The organism is Duganella sp. GW822-FHT06D06, assembly GCF_058799615.1.
This window is the reverse complement of sequence record NZ_JBXALQ010000017.1, coordinates 61,265-79,825: the sequence shown is the minus strand read 5'-3', so window position 1 is coordinate 79,825 and position 18,561 is coordinate 61,265. Positions and strand designations below refer to the sequence as shown.

Annotated in this window: 20 protein-coding genes; 17 read left to right on the top strand and 3 right to left on the bottom strand. The window is 64.0% G+C overall.

Features of this window, described 5'->3' with window-relative positions; all coding sequences use genetic code 11:
* Positions 1-143: 143 nt before the first annotated feature.
* The 12 genes from pyrG to AC1RMD_RS25010 all read left to right on the top strand — a co-directional run bounded on the left by pyrG (position 144) and on the right by AC1RMD_RS25010 (position 9,467).
* Positions 144-1,832: a CTP synthase gene (pyrG, locus tag AC1RMD_RS25065; protein WP_492930495.1), complete on the top strand. Its 1,689-nt coding sequence runs from the start codon at positions 144-146 to the stop codon at positions 1,830-1,832.
* Entirely contained in the window at positions 1,829-2,683 is an 855-nt protein-coding gene (gene kdsA, locus AC1RMD_RS25060; RefSeq protein WP_492930493.1) for a 3-deoxy-8-phosphooctulonate synthase, read from the top strand. The genes pyrG and kdsA overlap by 4 nt, the downstream gene beginning before the upstream one ends.
* 129 nt (positions 2,684-2,812) lie before the next feature.
* Positions 2,813-4,096, top strand: a complete 1,284-nt coding sequence (eno, locus tag AC1RMD_RS25055) for a phosphopyruvate hydratase (protein WP_332855572.1) — start codon at positions 2,813-2,815, stop codon at positions 4,094-4,096.
* Between the two features lie 43 nt (positions 4,097-4,139).
* The gene (gene ftsB / locus AC1RMD_RS25050; protein WP_492930490.1) at positions 4,140-4,460 is read left to right on the top strand and encodes a cell division protein FtsB; all 321 of its coding nucleotides are present in this window, start codon (positions 4,140-4,142) and stop codon (positions 4,458-4,460) included.
* Positions 4,461-4,467: 7 nt separating this feature from the next.
* The gene (locus AC1RMD_RS25045) at positions 4,468-5,265 is read left to right on the top strand and encodes a substrate-binding periplasmic protein (protein ID WP_492930488.1); all 798 of its coding nucleotides are present in this window, start codon (positions 4,468-4,470) and stop codon (positions 5,263-5,265) included.
* A gap of 42 nt (positions 5,266-5,307) precedes the next feature.
* Complete coding sequence (locus tag AC1RMD_RS25040) at positions 5,308-5,688, top strand: VOC family protein (protein WP_492930486.1); 381 nt, start codon at positions 5,308-5,310, stop codon at positions 5,686-5,688.
* A 67-nt stretch (positions 5,689-5,755) separates the two neighbouring features.
* Positions 5,756-6,670, top strand: coding sequence for a L,D-transpeptidase family protein (locus AC1RMD_RS25035; protein ID WP_492930484.1), 915 nt, complete (start codon positions 5,756-5,758; stop codon positions 6,668-6,670).
* 78 nt (positions 6,671-6,748) lie between these two features.
* Positions 6,749-7,060 carry a DUF4124 domain-containing protein gene (locus tag AC1RMD_RS25030; RefSeq protein WP_492930482.1) on the top strand — a complete coding sequence of 104 codons (312 nt, stop codon included), beginning with the start codon at positions 6,749-6,751 and terminating at the stop codon, positions 7,058-7,060.
* Positions 7,061-7,109: 49 nt separating this feature from the next.
* Positions 7,110-7,499, top strand: a complete 390-nt coding sequence (locus AC1RMD_RS25025) for a VOC family protein (protein ID WP_492930480.1) — start codon at positions 7,110-7,112, stop codon at positions 7,497-7,499.
* Between the two features lie 92 nt (positions 7,500-7,591).
* Entirely contained in the window at positions 7,592-8,284 is a 693-nt protein-coding gene (locus AC1RMD_RS25020) for an aspartate/glutamate racemase family protein (RefSeq protein ID WP_492930478.1), read from the top strand.
* A 27-nt stretch (positions 8,285-8,311) separates the two neighbouring features.
* Positions 8,312-8,932, top strand: coding sequence for a glutathione S-transferase family protein (locus AC1RMD_RS25015; RefSeq protein WP_492930476.1), 621 nt, complete (start codon positions 8,312-8,314; stop codon positions 8,930-8,932).
* Between the two features lie 4 nt (positions 8,933-8,936).
* Positions 8,937-9,467, top strand: coding sequence for a gamma carbonic anhydrase family protein (locus tag AC1RMD_RS25010; RefSeq protein ID WP_492930474.1), 531 nt, complete (start codon positions 8,937-8,939; stop codon positions 9,465-9,467).
* A gap of 80 nt (positions 9,468-9,547) precedes the next feature.
* Here the strand turns inward: AC1RMD_RS25010 and AC1RMD_RS25005 are convergent, their stop codons facing one another.
* The gene (locus AC1RMD_RS25005; protein WP_492930472.1) at positions 9,548-10,015 is read right to left on the bottom strand and encodes a hypothetical protein; all 468 of its coding nucleotides are present in this window, start codon (positions 10,013-10,015) and stop codon (positions 9,548-9,550) included.
* 18 nt (positions 10,016-10,033) lie between these two features.
* Complete coding sequence (locus AC1RMD_RS25000; protein WP_492930470.1) at positions 10,034-11,110, bottom strand: extracellular catalytic domain type 2 short-chain-length polyhydroxyalkanoate depolymerase; 1,077 nt, start codon at positions 11,108-11,110, stop codon at positions 10,034-10,036.
* 198 nt (positions 11,111-11,308) lie between these two features.
* Between AC1RMD_RS25000 and AC1RMD_RS24995 the strand changes: the two genes are divergently transcribed.
* The 5 genes from AC1RMD_RS24995 (at position 11,309) to AC1RMD_RS24975 (ending at position 17,736) form a co-directional block, all read left to right on the top strand.
* A complete protein-coding gene (locus tag AC1RMD_RS24995) occupies positions 11,309-13,642 on the top strand; it encodes a TonB-dependent receptor domain-containing protein (protein ID WP_492930468.1) in 2,334 nt (777 codons plus the stop codon).
* A gap of 9 nt (positions 13,643-13,651) precedes the next feature.
* Positions 13,652-14,833: a hemin-degrading factor gene (locus AC1RMD_RS24990; RefSeq protein ID WP_492930466.1), complete on the top strand. Its 1,182-nt coding sequence runs from the start codon at positions 13,652-13,654 to the stop codon at positions 14,831-14,833.
* Between the two features lie 57 nt (positions 14,834-14,890).
* Positions 14,891-15,643: a DUF4440 domain-containing protein gene (locus tag AC1RMD_RS24985; protein ID WP_492930464.1), complete on the top strand. Its 753-nt coding sequence runs from the start codon at positions 14,891-14,893 to the stop codon at positions 15,641-15,643.
* Between the two features lie 154 nt (positions 15,644-15,797).
* Positions 15,798-17,084: a methanethiol oxidase gene (mtoX, locus tag AC1RMD_RS24980; RefSeq protein WP_492930462.1), complete on the top strand. Its 1,287-nt coding sequence runs from the start codon at positions 15,798-15,800 to the stop codon at positions 17,082-17,084.
* Positions 17,065-17,736, top strand: coding sequence for an SCO family protein (locus tag AC1RMD_RS24975; RefSeq protein ID WP_492930460.1), 672 nt, complete (start codon positions 17,065-17,067; stop codon positions 17,734-17,736). The genes mtoX and AC1RMD_RS24975 overlap by 20 nt, the downstream gene beginning before the upstream one ends.
* Here the strand turns inward: AC1RMD_RS24975 and AC1RMD_RS24970 are convergent.
* Positions 17,730-18,509, bottom strand: coding sequence for a MipA/OmpV family protein (locus AC1RMD_RS24970; RefSeq protein WP_492930458.1), 780 nt, complete (start codon positions 18,507-18,509; stop codon positions 17,730-17,732). The genes AC1RMD_RS24975 and AC1RMD_RS24970 overlap by 7 nt on opposite strands.
* Positions 18,510-18,561 lie beyond the last annotated feature (52 nt).

The following is an 18,561-nucleotide window of genomic DNA, read 5'->3' as shown; positions in this document are numbered from 1 at the left end:
GATAGGCAAACTGGCTATTTTTGCACTTTCTTTCATAGGACTTTCCCGGCCGGTTGCGGATTTTTCCGGGCAGGAAGGTGAAGAATCGGACGTTTTAGGGTATAATTTCAATTTCCCGCACGTGCCGTTCGGCACCATCTGCAATGACCAAATTTGTCTTCGTCACCGGCGGCGTCGTGTCTTCCCTTGGTAAAGGGATTGCCGCCGCCTCTCTCGCCGCGATCCTCGAATCGCGCGGCCTCAAAGTCACCATGCTCAAGCTCGACCCGTATATCAACGTCGATCCTGGCACGATGAGCCCTATGCAGCACGGTGAAGTATTCGTCACCGACGACGGGGCCGAAACCGACCTCGACCTCGGCCACTACGAGCGCTTCATCTCCACCCGCATGAAAAAGGTGAACAACTTCACCACCGGGCAAATCTACGAATCGGTGATCCGCAAGGAACGCCGCGGCGAGTACCTGGGCAAGACCGTGCAGGTGATCCCGCACATCACCAACGAAATCCAGGACTACATCCGTCGCGGCGCCGAAGGCTACGACGTGGCCCTGTGCGAAATCGGCGGTACCGTGGGCGACATCGAATCGCTGCCGTTCCTGGAAGCGGCGCGTCAGCTGAGCCTGCGCGCCGGCCGCAAGAACACCGCCTTCGTCCACCTGACGCTGGTGCCGTTCATCGCCTCCGCCGGCGAACTGAAAACCAAGCCGACCCAGCACTCGGTGCAGAAGCTGCGCGAAATCGGCATCTCGCCGAACGCGCTGCTGTGCCGCGCCGACCGCCCGATCCCGGACGACGAACGCGCCAAGATCTCGCTGTTCTCGAACATCGAAGAGCAGGCCGTGATCTCCGTGTGGGACGTCGACACCATCTACAAAGTACCGCAGATGCTGCACGACCAGGGCCTGGACGCGATCATCTGCGAAGCGCTGGACCTGAACCCGGCCCCGGCCGACCTGTCGGTCTGGAGCCGCCTGATCTACACGCTGGAACATCCGAAGACCGAAGTGTCGATCGGCATGGTCGGCAAGTATGTGGAACTGACCGAATCGTACAAGTCGCTGACCGAGGCGCTGCGCCACGCCGGCATCAAGAACGAATCCAAGGTCAACATCGAGTACATCGACTCGGAAGAGATCGAGACCACCGGCTGCGCCGCGCTGGGCAAGTACGACGCCATCCTGGTACCGGGCGGCTTCGGCAAGCGCGGCGTGGAAGGTAAGATCATGGCCGCCCAGTTCGCCCGTGAAAACAAGATCCCTTACCTGGGCATCTGCCTCGGCATGCAGGTGGCGCTGATCGAATACGCCCGCCACAAGGCCGGCCTGACCACCGCCAACTCGACCGAGTTCGACCTGGAAACCTCGCAGCCGGTGGTCGCCCTGATCGACGAATGGCAAGGCCAGGACGGCAAGGTCGAGAAACGCGACGAGAATTCCGACATGGGCGGCACCATGCGCCTGGGCGCGCAAACCTGCGCCATCAAGCCGGGCACCCTGGCGTCGGAAATCTACGGCGCGGTGGTCACCGAGCGTCACCGTCACCGCTACGAAGCCAACAACCATTACCTGCCGCGCGTGGAAGCGGCCGGCCTGGTGGTCGCGGCCCGTACCCCGACCGAAGACCTGTGCGAAATCATGGAACTGCCGCGTACCGGCGAGAACTCGCACCCTTGGTACATGGGCGTGCAGTACCACCCAGAATTCAAATCGACCCCGCGTGACGGCCACCCGCTGTTCACGTCCTACATCAAGGCAGCACTGGCCCACAAGGCCGCCGGCGCTAACCGCCTGCACGCTGTGACTGATTCTTTGCAAGGAGATGCGGCATGAAACTGTGCGGATTTGACGTTGGCCTCGACCAGCCGTTCTTCCTGATCGCCGGCACCTGCGTGATCGAATCGCGCCAGATGGCGTTCGACACCGCCGGCGCGCTGAAGGAAATGACGGCCGCGCTGGGCATCCCGTTCATCTACAAGTCCTCGTTCGACAAAGCCAATCGTTCCTCCGGTACCACCTACCGCGGTCCCGGCCGCGAAAAGGGCCTGGAGATCCTGGGCGACGTCAAACGCGAACTGGGCGTGCCGGTGCTGACCGACGTGCACTCGATCGACGAAATCGCCGAAGTATCGGCGGTGGTCGACGTGCTGCAAACCCCGGCCTTCCTCTGCCGCCAGACCGATTTCATCGTCGCCTGCGCCGAGTCCGGCCTGCCGGTCAACATCAAGAAGGGCCAGTTCCTCGCCCCGCACGACATGAAGAACGTCATCGACAAAGCCCGCCTGGCCGCCAGGGCCAAGGGTTTGAACGAAGACAACTTCATGGCCTGCGAGCGCGGCGCTTCCTTCGGCTACAACAACCTGGTATCGGACATGCGTTCGCTGGCCATCATGCGCGAATCGAACTGCCCTGTGGTGTTCGATGCGACCCACTCGGTGCAGCTGCCGGGCGGTAACGGTACCTCTTCGGGCGGCATGCGCGAAATGGTGCCGGTGCTGTCGCGCGCGGCGGTGGCGGTCGGCGTGGCCGGCTTGTTCATGGAAACCCATCCCAACCCTGCAGAAGCCCTGTCGGACGGCCCGAACGCCGTGCCGCTGGGTCGCATGAAGGAGTTGCTGTCCACGCTGATCGAGCTGGACCGCATCACCAAGAAAGCTGGCTTCCTGGAAAACAGCTTCAACTAATGCAGCATACCTGGCGTACGAGTTTTCGTATGAGTGGCGCTCCTGCGCCGGGTACAATCCCCGTTATTTCGTCCGCAACGCGCATCAGTACGCGTAGCGACTTCGCATCGCCTAACTTTGGAGAATGACATGAGTGCTATTGTTGACATCATCGGACGTGAAATCATTGACTCGCGCGGCAATCCTACCGTCGAATGCGACGTGCTGCTGGAATCGGGCGTCATGGGCCGCGCCGCCGTGCCGTCGGGTGCATCGACCGGTTCGCGCGAAGCGATCGAGCTGCGCGACGGCGATCCGAAGCGTTACTTCGGCAAGGGCGTGCTGCAAGCCTGCGAGAACATCAACACCGAAATCTCGGAAGCCATCATGGGCCTGGACGCCAATGAGCAAGCCTTCCTGGACCGCACTCTGATCGACCTGGACGGTACCGAGAACAAGGGCCGCCTGGGCGCCAACGCCATGCTGGCCGTGTCGATGGCCGTGGCCAAGGCCGCCGCTGAAGAAGCCGGCCTGCCGCTGTACCGCTACTTCGGCGGTTCGGGCGCGATGCAACTGCCGGTACCGATGATGAACGTCATCAACGGCGGCGCGCACGCCGACAACAACCTGGACATCCAGGAATTCATGATCATTCCAGTCGGTGCACCTTCCTTCAAGGAAGCGGTCCGCTACGGTGCCGAAGTGTTCCACACGCTGAAGAAGATCCTGCACAAGAAGGGTCTGAGCACCTCGGTGGGCGACGAAGGCGGTTTCGCGCCATCGCTGGCCAACCATGAAGAAGCGATCAAGCTGATCATCCAGGCGATCGAAGAAGCCGGCTACGAGCCAGGCACCCAGATCGCCATCGGCCTGGACTGCGCGGCGTCCGAGTTCTACAAGGACGGCAAGTACGAGCTGGAAGGCGAAGGCCTGAGCCTGACCTCGACCGAGTTCACCAACCTGCTGGCGACCTGGTGCGACAAGTACCCGATCATCTCGATCGAAGACGCGATGCACGAAGGCGACTGGGACGGCTGGGCGATTTTGACCAAGGAACTGGGCAAGAAGATCCAACTGGTGGGCGACGACCTGTACGTCACCAACACCAAGATCCTGAAAGAAGGCATCCAGAAGGGCATCGCCAACTCGATCCTGATCAAGATCAACCAGATCGGCACCCTGACCGAAACCTTCGCCGCCATCGAGATGGCCAAGCGCGCCGGCTACACCGCCGTGATCTCGCACCGTTCGGGCGAAACCGAAGATTCGACCATCGCCGATATCGCCGTTGGCATGAACGCCCTGCAGATCAAGACCGGCTCGATGTCGCGTTCGGACCGCATGGCCAAGTACAACCAGCTGCTGCGTATCGAAGAAGATCTGGGCGATATCGCTTCCTACCCGGGCCGCGACGCGTTCTATAATCTGAAGTAATTAAGCAAGCGCGGCCGGACCAGCTCCGGCCGCTGTCGATTCCATGCGTCTGATCACCCTCGCACTGGCAGCCCTGCTGCTGCTGATACAGTACCCGCTCTGGCTGGGGAAGGGGGGCTGGCTGCGCGTGAAGGACTTCGAGGGCCAGGTCGACGCCTCCCACAAGAAAAACGCGGAACTGATCGCCCGCAACGCCAAGCTCGACTCCGAAGTGCGCGACCTCAAGGACGGCACCGGCGCAGTGGAGGAGCGTGCTCGCTACGAGCTCAGCATGATCAAGCAAAACGAAATCTTCATCCAGATCGTCGGCAAGGGCCAGGCCGCAGCGCCGCCGCCGCTGGCGCCCAAACCTCCCGAACACTGAGTCCTCCATGACGATCCGTGCTGGCATACTGCTGATGTTGGCCACGCTTGTCCCGGTTGCGCATGGCGCGGGCGTCTGCACGCCATTGCGGGTCGGCTATATGGATCAGAACCGGCCGCCGTACTGGATAGGCGAGGGTGAGCAAGTGCCTGAACCGCCGGGCGCGGCGGTCGACCTGATCCGCAATGCGGTGATGGGTTCCGGCTTCAACTGCCTGCCGACGCTGGTGCGCCTGCCGGTGGCGCGCCTGCGGGTGGCGCTGGAATCGGGCGACATCGACATGACGCCGCTCGGCGAACAACCGAGCTACGCGGCCGAGATCGCGCTGCCGCGCGACAGGGACGGCAACGTCGACCGCAACCGCGCGCTGCACAACACGCTGGTGGTGCTGGTGCGCGCCAAGGACAAGATCCCGGCCGCTACCAATCCCAACGACTACTTCCGCGGCAGGGTGCTGGGTTCGGCGCAGGGCAATGGCTACAACGCGCGCCTGCGCGAGTCCGGCCTGACGCTGGACGACGGCGCCCGCGACCTGGAGCGCAATATCGAGAAGCTCAAGCTGGGCCGGGTGGACGGCGTGGTGGTCAACCTGGTCAAGCCCGAGCACCTGGCGGCCACGCTGAAGCGCTATCGCGGCGCGGTGGTGCAACTGCCGCAGCCGCTGATCAACACACGGCTGTGGCTGGCCTTCAACGCCAACTACTACCGCGCCCATCGCGAGCAGGTCGAAGCGCTGTGGAGCTGGCTGGACGCGCACCGCGGCCGCCTCGGCGACGTGATGCAAAAATACCGCAAGCCGGAGTAGCAATCCATCCCGGCGCCATCAATCAAAAACTGGATTCCTAATATGCTGCATCACATTTCATTTGGCGTGCGCGATCTTGCGCTAGCCGGCGCTTTCTACGACGCCGCCTTGGGCGCGCTCGGCTTTCGCCGCGTATTCGAGGACGATGAAGCCATCGGCTACGGCCTGGAAGAAGACAAGGACCTGCTGTGCCTGAAGCAGCGCGACGCCGCCGCAGCGCCGGGCGCCGGCTTCCACATGGCCTTCGCCGCGCCGAGCCGCGCCGCCGTGGACGCCTTCCACGCCGACGCGCTGCGCGTCGGCGGCAGCGACAACGGCGCCCCCGGCCTGCGCTCCGACTACGGCGACCATTACTACGCCGCCTTCCTGGTCGACCCGGATGGCCATCGTATCGAGGCGGTTATCAACGACGCCGCCGCCTGACTTGCAAGCGCCGCGGCGAGCACGCTTAAGCTAGAATAGGCGCCCCCTTCGTTCTGCGAGTTTTGGTTTGAGAGTCTTATTTTTTGCGGCAGTGCTGGCGCTGTCCGGCATCGCCAACGCCGCCACCGCCGGGCCGCCCGCGAAGGGCGCCCAGGTGCTGCGGGCACAGGTGCTGTTGGACCGCGCGCACTTTTCGTCGGGCGAAATGGACGGCGCCTACGGCAGCAATATGCGCCAGGCCATACGCGGCTTCCAGAAGCTGCACCAGCTGCCGCTGACCGGCGTGCTCGATGCCGCCACCTGGACCGAGCTGGAGCGCGACCAGGCGCCGGTGCTGGACAGCTACACCATCACCGCGCAGGACGTCGCCGGTCCGTACGCGCCGGTGCCGGCCGGCATGATGGCCAAGGCCAAGCTGCCCGCGCTGGGCTACGCCAGCCTGGTAGAAGCGCTGGGCGAACGTTTCCATTGCAGCCCCGATCTGTTGCGCCGCCTCAATCCCGGCAAGTCGCTGACCCGCGCCGGCACCCAGTTGACGGTGCCCAACGTGGCCGCCGCCAAGCCGCTGCCGAAAGCCAGCTCCATCCTGGTCGACGCGCGCGAAGGCACGTTGACCCTGCTCGACGCCGGCGGCATGCCGTTCGCGCAGTTCCCCGCCAGCACCGGCAGCAAGCACGATCCGCTGCCCGAAGGCCGCTGGCAGGTGCGCGGCGTCGCCACCAATCCCGAATACCGCTACAACCCCAAGCTGTTCTGGGACGCCAAGGCCGGCGACGCCAAGGCCCGCCTCGCGGCCGGTCCCAACAACCCGGTCGGCTTGGCGTGGATAGAGCTGAGCAAGGAACACTACGGCATCCACGGCACGCCCGAGCCGGGCAAGATCGGCAAGACCCAATCGCACGGCTGCATCCGCCTGACCAACTGGGACGTGATGGCCGTGGTGCGCTCGATCGTGCGCGGTGCGGTGGTGCTGTTGCAATAGTGGTGACATTTCAATAGATTTCTATATGGAAATTTTTTGTACAATCGGCGGGTCGATTCTTCATGAGAACAATCCTCCATGTTCCGCACACTACTGACTTTCACCTTGCTGTGCGCCAGCGCCGGCAGCCACGCGCAAATCTACAAATGGGCCGACGCCCAAGGCCGCATCCACTACACCGACAACAAGGACGATGCCGGCGACGCGCCCATCGCCGAGTTGAAAATGAACGGCGAGCCGACCGTGCTGCCGGCGCCGCCAGCCAACGGCCCGACCTGGCAGCAGCGCGACGCGGAATTCAAACGCCGCCAGCAATACAAGCTGCTGGCGCCGAACTATCGTCCGCGCCAACAGGCCGCGCCGCAACAGGCTTCCAGCCGGCAGTCCTGACTCGCGCCTGCCGCCGCCGGGCTGTTTTAAAATGGCGGTGGAGGTGCTTATGACTATTCATCTTGATCATTTATTGGTGCCGGTGCGCGACAAGCTCGTGGCGGCAAAGCAGCTGGCGGAATTGCTGGACGTGCCGTGGTCGCCCACCGGCGTCGGTCCGTTCGCGCCGGTGTTCGTCAACGACGGCCTGACCATCGACTTCGACCAGTGGCCGGAACCCATCCCGCTGCAGCACTATTGCTTCCGCGTGGAACAGGCCGACTTCGACGCCATCCTTGGCCGCATCAGGGCCGCCGGCATTCCTTATCGCAGCTCGGTGCATGCCGAGGTCGATCATCAGGTTGGCAGCTACCACGGCGGCAGCATCGTCTACTGGAACGAGCCGGGCGGCCACCAGTGGGAAATCCTGACCGTCAGCTACGCTCGACCAGAAGCCTGAAGCGAGCGCGTCCGCAGCGGAAAAACGCCGCGCCGTGTATGCTTGCGTCCAGAGGCTGCGGATCGCGAGGCCGGATTTCTGGAGGAGCGCAATTGAAAACAATCGGACTGATAGGCGGCATGAGCTGGGAATCGACGGTGCCTTACTACCGTCAGGTCAACGAGACGGTCAAGCAGCATCTGGGCGGGCTGCATTCGGCCAAGGTGGTGCTGTACAGCGTGGACTTCCACGAAGTCGAGCGCTTGCAGCATGCCGGCGACTGGGACGCGGCCGGCGCCTTGCTGGCCGACGCCGCGCGCTCGCTGCGCGCCGCCGGCGCCGATTTCCTGGTGCTGTGTACCAACACCATGCACAAGGTGGCGCACGCCATCGAGGCGGCGGTGGACATTCCGCTGTTCCACATCGCCGATCCCACCGCCATTGAAATCAAGCACGCCGGCTACGGCAAGGTCGGCCTGCTGGGCACCCGCTTCACGATGGAGCAGGCGTTCTACAAGGACCGCCTGCGCGAGCGTCACGGCCTCGACGTGATCGTGCCGGACCAGCACGACCGCGACATCGTCCACCGCATCATCTACGAAGAGCTGTGCCTGGGCCGCATCGTCGACGCCTCGCGCGACGAGTACCGCCGCATCATCGCCGGCTTGGTGTCGCAGGGCGCACAGGCTATCATCCTGGGCTGCACCGAGATCTCGCTGCTGGTCGCGCAGCCGGACGCCGACGTGCCGCTGTTCGACACCACCGCCATTCATGCGCGCAAGGCCGCCGAGTGGGCGCTGGCTTAGTTGCTGACATAACTACTGGAGAAAAATATGAAACTAATCGGCATGCTCGATTCCCCTTACGTCCGCCGCGTGGCGGTGACCTTGCAGTTGATGGGCCTGCGCTTCGAGCACCAGTCGCTGTCGGTGTTCAGCACCTTCGAGCAGTTCCGCCAGCTCAATCCGGTGGTCAAGGCGCCGACCCTGGTGGCCGACGACGGCACCGTGCTGATGGACTCGACCTTGATCGTGCAGTACGCGGAAGCGCTGGCCATGCCGGCCAGCCGCCTGACGCCGTCGATGCCGACCGAGCTGCTGCGCTCGCTGCGCGTGCTGGGCCTGGCGCTGGCCGCCTGCGACAAGGGTGTGCAGCTGGTGTACGAGCGCATGGTGCGTCCGACCGTGCACCAGCCGTGGGCCGAGCGCGTGACCGTGCAGATGCTGGCGGCCTTCGATGCGCTGGAAGCCGAGCTGCGCGCGCATCCGCTGTCGGTGGCGCAGTTGGACCATGCCGGCGTGATGACCGCCGTGACCTGGCACTTCATGCAGCAGATGCTGCCGGAAGTGGTCGATGCGTCGCGCTATCCGCTGCAAGTTGAATTCTCGCGCCAGGCTGAAGCGTTGCCTGCCTTCCAAGCTGCGCCGCACGGCGACAGCACTTATGTCGCTTAACGCCATGCCTGTATCGAACTATCTGAACACCAGCCCCGTCCTCGGCGAGGACATCTATCTGCACGCCTCGGCGCAAGTGATCGGCGACGTGCGCATCGGCCGCGACAGCTCGGTCTGGTGCAACACCGTGCTGCGCGGCGACGTCAACCGCATCGTCATCGGCGCGTGCAGCAACGTGCAGGATTTCGCCATGGGCCACGTCTCGCACAAGAACGCCGCCAAGCCGGACGGCTCGCCGCTGATCATCGGCGACTACGTCACCATCGGCCACTCGGTGCTGCTGCACGGCTGCACCATCGGCAACGAGTGCCTGATCGGCATGGGCTCCATCATCATGGACGACGTCGTCGTGCAGGACCACGTGATGGTCGGCGCCGGCAGCCTAGTCTCGCCCGGCAAGGTGCTGGAGAGCGGCCATCTGTACGTTGGCCGCCCGGCGCTGAAGGTGAGGGCGCTCACCGACGAGGAGATCGCCTACCTGAAGTACTCGGCCGAGCACTACGTGCGCGTGAAAAATAACTACCTCGCCGGCTAAAAAAACGCCGGGGGTCAGATCTGACATTCGGACACAAGCTCGGCCGCTTAACCTTCTACAGCTGGGCTCGTGTCCGAATGTCAGACTTGACCCCCTTGGAGTTTCTGGCTGGCCCAGTAGCCAAAATCGACGTCGATGGTTTCCAGCAGCACCATGAAATTGGTGGCCTGGCTGGTCAGCAACGCGGTCGATTGCGAGATGAGATTGCCCTGCTTTTCCAGCAGCTTGGACATGGTGTTGGCCTGCCGTAGCTGCCCGTAGTCATCGACCAGGATCGCGCAGCCCTTGTGCCAGTCCTGGTGCTGGGTGTACAGGCGCTGCACGATGGCGGCCTGCAACTGGGTCCACTCGCTCCAGACGACCGGATCCCACAGCTTCGCCGCCAGCGCCAGGGTCATGGTGCCGTTGTTGAGCAGGTGGGTGGCGTCTTTCTGCACCAGTCGTTGCGCGGTCATCGCATGCGCCAGCGGCGCCATCGTGTTCGTCGCCAGCGCCACGGTTTCGGCGACGACGCCGTCTTTTGGCATGGAAATGGGAAATTTGCTCATTGCATACTCCTGGTTCGCTCAAGCGCAAAGGCGGTCGAGCATGGCGTGGATCGCTTTGATCTGGACCGCATCGCGCGAATAGTAGGGTGAGTTTTCATTCTTGTTGCTATAGCCCCACCAGTCCCAGCAGCCGTCCGGATTCTGGATCTGGCCGTTGTCCGTGCCTTCGGCCTGCGGATACAGCACGATGATGTCGTTGCTTTCGGCGATGTGGTTGTAGCCGGTGGTCGTAATGTAGCGGTTGCCATACGGCGGCTGGTTGGCGGTGTCGGCGCGGCCGTTGACGAAGTCGGTGTAGTTGTAGCCTTGCTTGCAGCCGTGCAGGGCGATATGCACGCGCGGTTGCTTCACGCTGCCGGCCAGCACCTTGGACGGGATATAGGCGTAGCCGAAGTGGCTCATGCTGGCCCACGGCGCATCGTCGCCAACAAATTCCCGCTGGTCGAAACACAGCAACTTGCCGGCGAGCTGCTCGACCGGGTCCTTCAGGTCGCCGTAAATATGGCGCAGGATGTCGTGCGATTGCATGAAGCCGCCGTTGTTGATGTAGGGCGGCTGGTTGAGCTCCAGCGCCGAATCTTCCGGGTTGTCGGTGATGATGCTGTGGCCTGCGGGCACGTCGTCGCGGTAGCTGATATTTTGCTGCGGTACGCCCAGCATTTCGTAGAACTGCCGGGTTTTTTCAACGACGTCGGAAGACACCTTGTCATCCTTGCTGCCGGTGAAGATGTAGAGCCGGTCGTCGGCGAGGTTGGCGATGTCGTCGATCAGGCCCGCCTCGGCGGTGTTCCTGGCCATGGCGACCAGACGGCGCGCATCCGGGCCGGTTTGCGCGGTCAGCGGATTCATGCAGATGTACAGCGAGTTCTCGATGCGGGCATCCTCCGGCGTCACCAGCCCGCTCGGCTGGTAGGTCTCGGCGCAGCGGAACGGCCCGCCGGCGATGATGCCGGCGCCGGCAAAGCTGGCCGAGCGCGCCAAGTGCAGCTGCACCGTCATGAAGGCCCCGGACGACAGGCCGGAGACGGAGTTGTTCTGCTTCGACGCCTGGTACGATCCGAGTTGTACAATTTTCCCGTTTGCATTTGCAACCATCGTGGACCTCCGGTGGGGTTAAGTCATCGCGTAGAAGCGGTATTCTGCGGGCCGCCCCATGGAAGGTTGTTGATCCCCATCAAGATACGCGTAGAATCAATCGATGCTTGTAAATGAGAATCATTATTGTTAAGATGTGTTTTTGCCAGCAATCGCCGTAGGTCCGAGAGCCAGCCGTCACCCCACTCTTGGAACTCTATGGCCGCTATCATTTCGGGCGCCCGGCATCCGGCCGCGCCTTTGTCCCTCCACGCCGTCACGCTGGCGGTGCAATCCGCCTTGCTGACCCTGCTGGGCGCCGCGCTGCTGCCCGCCCATGCCGCCGAAACCGCCGACGCGCCCGTCGCGACCGCGCTGGGCGAGATCGTCGTCAAAGCCAAGCGCGACGACAGCGGCAACACCCGCAGCGGCGCCGCCGTCGTCGTCACCGCCGAGCAGATCAGCCAGAACAACGCCATCGACATGGCCAACATCGCCCGCTATTCGCCGCTGGTCAGCGTCCCCGCCGCCGCCAGCGGATCCGGCAATATCTGGGATGGCGCCGGCAATACCGGCTTCAATATCCGCGGCGTCGAAGGCAACCGCGTCAGCCTGGAACTGGACGGCGTCGCGCTGCCCGAGGCCGCGCCCAAACCGGACGGCACCAGCACCAACGCCTTCGGCATCGGCCGCGACTACTTCGATCCCGAGACCTTCCGCGAAGTGCGCATCGGTTCCGGCACCAGCCCGGCCGGCGCCGGCACGCCCGGCATCGGCGGCTCGGTCTCGTTCATCACCAAGGCGCCGGAAGACTACCTGAGCACGCGCAACCTCTACGCCGACTACAAGTTCGGCTACACCTCCGACCACGCGCAGCGCATGCACGCGGTGACCGCCGCCGCCAAGCTCAGCGAAAACCTGAAAGGCCTGATCGTCGGCGTGCACCGCGAAGGCGAGCAAGGCAAGAGCAAGGGCAGCGCGCCGCAAAACCCGGACGACTGGAGCTCCGACGCCGTGTTGGCCAAGCTGAACTGGAAGCTGGCGCGCGACCAGCAACTGAACTTCACCGTCGACAACTACAAGGCCCAGCACGACCGTATCTTCTCCAACAAGCTGGGCCCGACCTATCCGGAAGGCACGACCCAGGACTCGCGCACCGAGCGCACCCGCTACAGCGTCGAGCATCGCTACACGCCGGGTTCCGGTCTGCTGTTCGACACGCTGGACACCCGCGCCTACACGCAGAACTCGTCGGTGGTGGACCTGACCCGCGCCAGCTACCTCACCGGCGGCCAACCCTACCTGCGCAATATCTCGACCGGCTTCTACAACAACAGCAAGGGCCTGGCGCTGGACGCCACCAGGCAGCTCGATCCGCTGAGCCTGCTGAGCTACGGCGTCAGCTACGAGCAGCAGGAGTCGCGCCGTCCGTGGCTGGAGGACCGCACCGTCATCAAGACCGGCGCGCACCAGGTCACCATGAAGAACCGCATGGCCGACATGGACACCGACAAGCTGGCCGCCTATGTGCGGGGCGAGTTCGGCTTCACGCTGCTGGGCCGGCAGGCCACGCTGACGCCCGGCCTGCGCGGCGAGCAGCGCAAGCTGACGCCGAAGAACCTGGCGGCCTACCTGATCGCCGTGCCGAGCGCGGCCAAGGAAATCAAGGAGAGCACCGATTCCTTCTTCACGCCCAGCTTGAACCTGTCAGTCGAACTGGCGCCGGGCTTCAGTGCCTACGGTCAGTACAGCCGCGGCACCCGCCTGCCGACTGCGGCCGAACGCACCGGCACCTACGATTCGTTCAGCTACACCGGCGCCGGCAACGGCTACGCGGTGTTGGGCAATCCGAACCTGAAAAAGGAAACCAGCAACGCCTTCGAGCTGGGCCTGAAAGGTGGGCCAAGCAGCGGCGTGGAACTGAGCACTTCGGTGTTCTACACCCGCTACAGCAACCTGATCGAATACGCCGCGCAGGCGCCCGATCCGGTCAACTACCCGACCATTACATCCGGCCTGTTCCGTCCGGAAAACGTCGGCAAGGCCACCACCTGGGGCGGCGAGGTGAGCAGCCGGTTCCTGCTGGGCCAGTGGATCGAGCAGATGAAGGGCTATAGCGTGGCATTGGCAGGCGGCGTATCGCGCGGCACGGCTGAGAACCGCCTGACCGGCAAGAAAGGCGAGCTGTCGTCGATCCAGCCGTACAAGGCCAACGCCACCTTCGCCTACGACGATCCGGCGCTGCGCGGCGGCGCGGCCTTGGTGGTCAGCACCGTGCGCGGCAAGAAAGCCGGCGACGACATCATCGCCGACGCCGCCGTCACGCGCTTTGCCGTGCCCGGTTCGACGGTGATGGATCTGACCGCCTACTGGAACATCGGCAAGCACGCCGTCATCAACGCCGGCGTCTACAACCTCGGCGACAAGAAGTACTGGGACTATGCGTCGGCGCGCGGCCTGCCGGCCGGCACCACCGCCGCGACGCTGGCCGATATCGAACGTAACGTCCGTCCGGGCCGCAACTACGCGGTCAACCTCAAAGTGATCTACTAAGGAGTCCACATGAAAGCTCATCACCGTTTTGCCCTGGCGCTGACCGGCGCCTTGCTGCTCACCAACCTGACGGCCAACGCCACCAGCCTGGCCGAGCGCTACGACGCGCTGCGCGCCGAACAACCGAAGCTGCAACTGCGCGACGCCGCCAAGACGCTCAACGTCTCCGAGGCCGAGCTGCTGGCGGTCGGCATCGGCAAGACCGTCACCCGCTTGCGGGAAGGCGATAACGTGCCGCGCGAAATCATGCGCCGGGCGCTGGACCTGGGCACCGTCATGGCGCTGACGCGCAACGACAACGGCGTGCTGGAACGCACCGGCGTCGCCACCCGCCTCAAGCCGCAGGAAGAAATCGTCGGCCTCGACGCCGACAAGGAAAAAGAACGCGAAGCCCGCCTGCGCAACATCGCCGGCGGCTACCTGGGCGGCGAGATCGACCTGCGCTTCACCTTCAAGAACTGGAAGTACGCGTTCGCCGTGGTCCAGCCGGGCAAGGATGGCGCGCTCACGCGCAGTCTGCAATTCTTCGACACGCACGGCAACGCCGCGCACAAGATCTATGTGAAGAGCGAGGCCGGCGTGCCGGTGTTCGACAAGCTGGTGGCCGAGTTCCGCAACCCGGTGCAGAGCGCTGAGCTGAAGGTCGTTGCCGCGCCAGCCAAGGTGGCCGAGAAACCGGACAGCGCGGTCGACGCCAAGGAATTCCAGTTGGCGTGGAACGAACTGACCGATGTGCACCAGTTCAACCGTCTGCTGGCCGAGTTCGGCGTCTCGCGCGAGCAGGCGATGCGGCTGGCGCCGGCCAGCGCGGTGCAACGCGTCACGCCGCTGGCGGTGCGCCAGTTGCTGGAAGAATCGGCCAAGCAGAAGCTGGACATCATGGCCTTCCTCGGCAATGAGTCGACGATCCAGATCTTCAGCGGCAAGGTCAACAAGGTGCAGGAGGCGGGCGGCTGGTTCAACGTGCTGGACCCGGAATTCAATCTGCACCTGCGCGACAACGCCTTCAACAGCGGCTACGTGATCAAGCGCGCCGGCGTGACGTCGGTGGAATTCTTCGACAAGAACGGCGAGCTGGTGGTGAGCTTCTTCGGCGTGCGCGAGCGTAACAAGCCGCAGCCGCAAAGCTGGGTCGACATGACGGCCGCGCTGCCCAAACCGGACGCCGTGGCGCGCCAGGCCAGTCGCTGATCGCTTTATTGTTAATGCTTCGCTATGCTGGGCCTCCATCGAATCAAGGAGAATTCCATGTGGACCCACGTAGCAAGCATAGAAACCAGCGCCACGCCGGCGCAGGTCTGGGCGCTGTTCTCGGACGTCGCCGGCTGGAAGCGCTGGAACGCCGGCATCGTTAACATCGAACTGCACGGCCCGTTCGCGGAAGGCACCGGTTTCACCATGCAGGTGCCAGGCGACGCCATCTTCACCAGCACCCTGCGGGCGGTGCGCGAGAACCAGGAGTTCAACGACGAGACCGTCGTCGACGGCAACCGGGTGCTGGTGTTCCACCGCATCGAGGCGCTGCCATCGGGCCAGACGCGCATCAGCTACAGCACCGAGATCAGCGGACCGCAGGAAGCCGCGTTCGGGCCGATGGTGGTGGGCGACTTCCCCGAGGTATTGGGCGCGTTGAAGCGGCACGTGGAAATCCGCGCGGCCGAAGAGCGCCTGCGGCTGGCCATGCTGGCCTCGGACGTCAAGGAGCTGGACCAGATCCTGGCCGACGACCTGCTGTTCACCAACCACATGGGGCAGGTCATCGACAAGGCGCAGGACCTGGCGCTGCACCGCTCCGGCACGCTGCGCTTCCGCAGCGTTGAAACGGTCGAGTTGCAAGTGCTGGGCAATGCGGCCCTGCCGATGACCTCGATCTGCGTCAAGCTCGACGGCTCCTACGGCGGACAGAATTTCGAAGCCTTGCTGCGCTTCACCCGCATCTGGCGGCAAGCGGACAAGGGCCAGTGGCAGTTGGCGGTGGTTCACAGCAGCGCGGTGGTGTAGCAGGCGCGGCAGATCTCGCAAAATGAGCAAACTTTGGCGGAACTTGCATACCGATAGCGACGTGTTGCTTTTCGCTCTAGACAAAAGTAACGGTTGATTTTTCAATCGGACGATGTCAAATTGTATATATTAATAAACATATACGGAGTCCGGAATGAAATCGCTGCCTATCGCCAGTTTGCTCGTTGCCGCATTGTTGTCCGGCCCGGCCGGCGCCGACGAAACCTGCAACTCCCCCTACATGTCCAACCTGATCAAGGGCCAGGAAGACTACGTCCACGTCTGGACGCTGGGCATCAAGGGCATCGGCGACGGCAACGACAAGCTGGTCACCATCGACGCCAACCCGGCCTCGCCGCAATACGGCAAGGTGATCAACAAGCTGTCGGTGGCGGGCCGTGGCGACGCCCACCACGTCGGCTTCACCGAAGACCGCAAATACCTGTGGGCCGGGCGTCTGCAGGACAGCAAGATCTTCGTGTTCGACGTCGGCACCGACCCGGCCCACCCTAAGCTGGTGAAGACCATCAATGACGTGGTCGACAAGAGCGGTTTCGTCGGCCCGCACACCTTCTATGCGCTGCCGGGCCGGATGCTGGTCGGCTTCCTGTCGAACCCGCGCGACATGGGCGGCGCCACCGGCATGGCGGTGTACAACAACAAGGGCGACGTGGTGGCCAGCTATCCCAACCCGACCGGCAAGATCGGCGACGTGCAGGGCGACGGCTACGGCTACGACCTGGCGATCAACCCCGCCCGCAACGCCATGCTGAGCTCCAGCTTCACCGGCTACCACAACTACCGCACCGACCTGGGCAAGCTGATCAAGGACCCGGCGGCCATGCAAAAATTCGGCAACACCATGGTGCTGTGGGACTTCAAGGCCATGAAGCCGCTGCAGATCTTCAGCACCCCCGGCGCGCCGCTGGAAGTGCGCTGGTCGCAGGCCAGCGGCGACAACTGGGCGATCACCGCCACCGCGCTGACCTCCAAGCTGTGGCTGGTCAAGCCCGACGCCAGCGGCCGCTGGCAGGCGCGCGACGTCGGACCGATCGGCGACCCGGCCAAGATTCCGCTGCCGGTCGATATGTCGATCACGGCCGACGGCAAGGGCCTGTGGGTCAACACCTTCATGGACGGCAAGACCCGCTTGTTCGACCTGAGCAATCCGGAAGCGCCGCGCCAGGTCTATGAAAAAGTCACCGGCAAGCACGTCAACATGGTCAGCCAGAGCTGGGACGGCAAGCGCCTGTACATCACCACCAGCCTGCTGGAACACTGGGACCTGGACAACGACGACCATTTCATCAAGCTGTTCCACTGGGACGGCAAGGAGCTGGCCCAGCAATGGAAGATCGATTTCTACAAGGAGAAACTGGGTCGTCCGCACCACATGAAGTTCAGCGCCAGGCCGGCCCCGAATGTGGCGTCGTCGCGTTGATTTCTGGCCGCTGGTGTTGGTGCTGCTGTTGTTGAGTGGAACCGATGCGGCGCAGCGGCCGGCGGCCGCGCCGCCGCAACTGATGGTGCCGGCGGCCGGCAGCTACAGCCTGCCGGTGATCCAGCCGGGGCCGCACGGCGTGGTGCTCGACAGCGAGGCCCGCGACGTGCCGCTGGAGCGCTACACCAGTGGCCGCGTGACGCTGCTCAACTTCATGTACACCTATTGCAGCGACCCGGTCGGCTGCCCGGCGCTGTTGTCCGCGCTGCATGACCTGCGCGGGCGCCTGCTGGCCGCGCCAGGGCTGGCGCGCGGGGTGCAGTTCGTCAGCATTTCCTTCGACCCGGTCAACGACACGCCGGAAGCCATGAAAAACTATGGCGGCGCGCTGGCGCTGCCCGGCCAGCAGCTGCGCTGGCACTTCCTGACCTCGCGCTCGGTGGGACAACTGCAACCCATCCTCGACGAGCTGGGGCAGAGCACCTCGGTCCAGCTCGACAACGAGGGCAAGCCGACGCGGCTGTACTACCACCAGGTCAAGCTGTTCCTGCTCGACCGGCAGGGGCGGGTGCGCGAGATCTATAGCCCGGCCTTCCTGCAGCCCGAGCTGATCTACCGCGACATCCAGACCCTGCTGCTGGAACCTCAGTAGGCGTAGCTGACGTAGACCGCGCCGGTGGGGCTGGTCTTGCGCTGGGTGAGCGGGCTGCGCGACGCTACACGCAGCAGGTGGTTGGCGCCCAGCATGGTGGTGACGCTCCATTTCTGGTCGATCTTGTGCTGCCAGCTCAGCATCAGGTTCGCTTCGTACAGGCCGGACTTGGCCTGGTAGGCCTTGAACTTCGACGTTGACGCCTGCTTGGCCGTCACGCCGTAGTAGGTCTGCGCGTACTTGCTGTCCGCAAAGCCCGCCGCCGCGCTCAGCGACAGCTGGTCGTTGGGTGCGTCGAGCAGCTGGGCGCTCACGCCGGCGTGGAAGTTCTTGCCGTTCTCGCGCTGCGACAGCGGAATGTCCGCGCTGACGTTCAGCTCCAGCATGGACACCGGCTTGTAGCCCAGGCTCAGCATGGCGCTGGCGCTGCCCTTGATGTCGCCCATGCCTTTCAGTTCCGCGCTGCCGGTGTTGCCGAAGGCTCCCTTCTCGTTCTTTTCCTTGCGTTCGCCGCGATAGCCCAAGGCCGCGCTGTAGCTCAGCGGGCCGCCCTGGCCGCCGTAGCCGACGCCGCGCATGGTGCTGGCGAAGAAGCCGCTGGCATGGCTGTAGTCCAGCAGGATCAGCGGCGCGACGGTGTTCTGCTTGGAGCCGGAGTAACGGGCGCCGGCCGCAACGCCGCCGCCGAGCACGAACTGGCTGTCGTCGGCCGCCGTGGCCAGGGAGGGAAGCAGCAGGCAAGCCGCTGCGGTGGAGATCAGGCGTAAGTTCATGGTTGCATCCATTCGGAAGTAGTACCGGCGCCACGATGGCCCGGTCAACTGG

What these genes read in the sequence shown, in the direction of transcription:
- AC1RMD_RS25045 (WP_492930488.1), top strand. Translation starts at nt 4,468, where the DNA reads ATGACGATCCGTGCTGGCATACTGCTGATGTTGGCCACGCTTGTCCCG.
- AC1RMD_RS24970 (WP_492930458.1), bottom strand. Translation starts at nt 18,509, where the DNA reads ATGAACTTACGCCTGATCTCCACCGCAGCGGCTTGCCTGCTGCTTCCC.
- AC1RMD_RS24975 (WP_492930460.1), top strand. Translation starts at nt 17,065, where the DNA reads ATGTGGCGTCGTCGCGTTGATTTCTGGCCGCTGGTGTTGGTGCTGCTG.
- AC1RMD_RS25025 (WP_492930480.1), top strand. Translation starts at nt 7,110, where the DNA reads ATGACTATTCATCTTGATCATTTATTGGTGCCGGTGCGCGACAAGCTC.
- AC1RMD_RS24995 (WP_492930468.1), top strand. Translation starts at nt 11,309, where the DNA reads ATGGCCGCTATCATTTCGGGCGCCCGGCATCCGGCCGCGCCTTTGTCC.
- AC1RMD_RS25005 (WP_492930472.1), bottom strand. Translation starts at nt 10,015, where the DNA reads ATGAGCAAATTTCCCATTTCCATGCCAAAAGACGGCGTCGTCGCCGAA.
- AC1RMD_RS25015 (WP_492930476.1), top strand. Translation starts at nt 8,312, where the DNA reads ATGAAACTAATCGGCATGCTCGATTCCCCTTACGTCCGCCGCGTGGCG.
- AC1RMD_RS25040 (WP_492930486.1), top strand. Translation starts at nt 5,308, where the DNA reads ATGCTGCATCACATTTCATTTGGCGTGCGCGATCTTGCGCTAGCCGGC.
- AC1RMD_RS24990 (WP_492930466.1), top strand. Translation starts at nt 13,652, where the DNA reads ATGAAAGCTCATCACCGTTTTGCCCTGGCGCTGACCGGCGCCTTGCTG.
- ftsB (WP_492930490.1), top strand. Translation starts at nt 4,140, where the DNA reads ATGCGTCTGATCACCCTCGCACTGGCAGCCCTGCTGCTGCTGATACAG.
- AC1RMD_RS25000 (WP_492930470.1), bottom strand. Translation starts at nt 11,110, where the DNA reads ATGGTTGCAAATGCAAACGGGAAAATTGTACAACTCGGATCGTACCAG.
- AC1RMD_RS24985 (WP_492930464.1), top strand. Translation starts at nt 14,891, where the DNA reads ATGTGGACCCACGTAGCAAGCATAGAAACCAGCGCCACGCCGGCGCAG.
- pyrG (WP_492930495.1), top strand. Translation starts at nt 144, where the DNA reads ATGACCAAATTTGTCTTCGTCACCGGCGGCGTCGTGTCTTCCCTTGGT.
- kdsA (WP_492930493.1), top strand. Translation starts at nt 1,829, where the DNA reads ATGAAACTGTGCGGATTTGACGTTGGCCTCGACCAGCCGTTCTTCCTG.
- eno (WP_332855572.1), top strand. Translation starts at nt 2,813, where the DNA reads ATGAGTGCTATTGTTGACATCATCGGACGTGAAATCATTGACTCGCGC.
- AC1RMD_RS25030 (WP_492930482.1), top strand. Translation starts at nt 6,749, where the DNA reads ATGTTCCGCACACTACTGACTTTCACCTTGCTGTGCGCCAGCGCCGGC.
- AC1RMD_RS25010 (WP_492930474.1), top strand. Translation starts at nt 8,937, where the DNA reads ATGCCTGTATCGAACTATCTGAACACCAGCCCCGTCCTCGGCGAGGAC.
- mtoX (WP_492930462.1), top strand. Translation starts at nt 15,798, where the DNA reads ATGAAATCGCTGCCTATCGCCAGTTTGCTCGTTGCCGCATTGTTGTCC.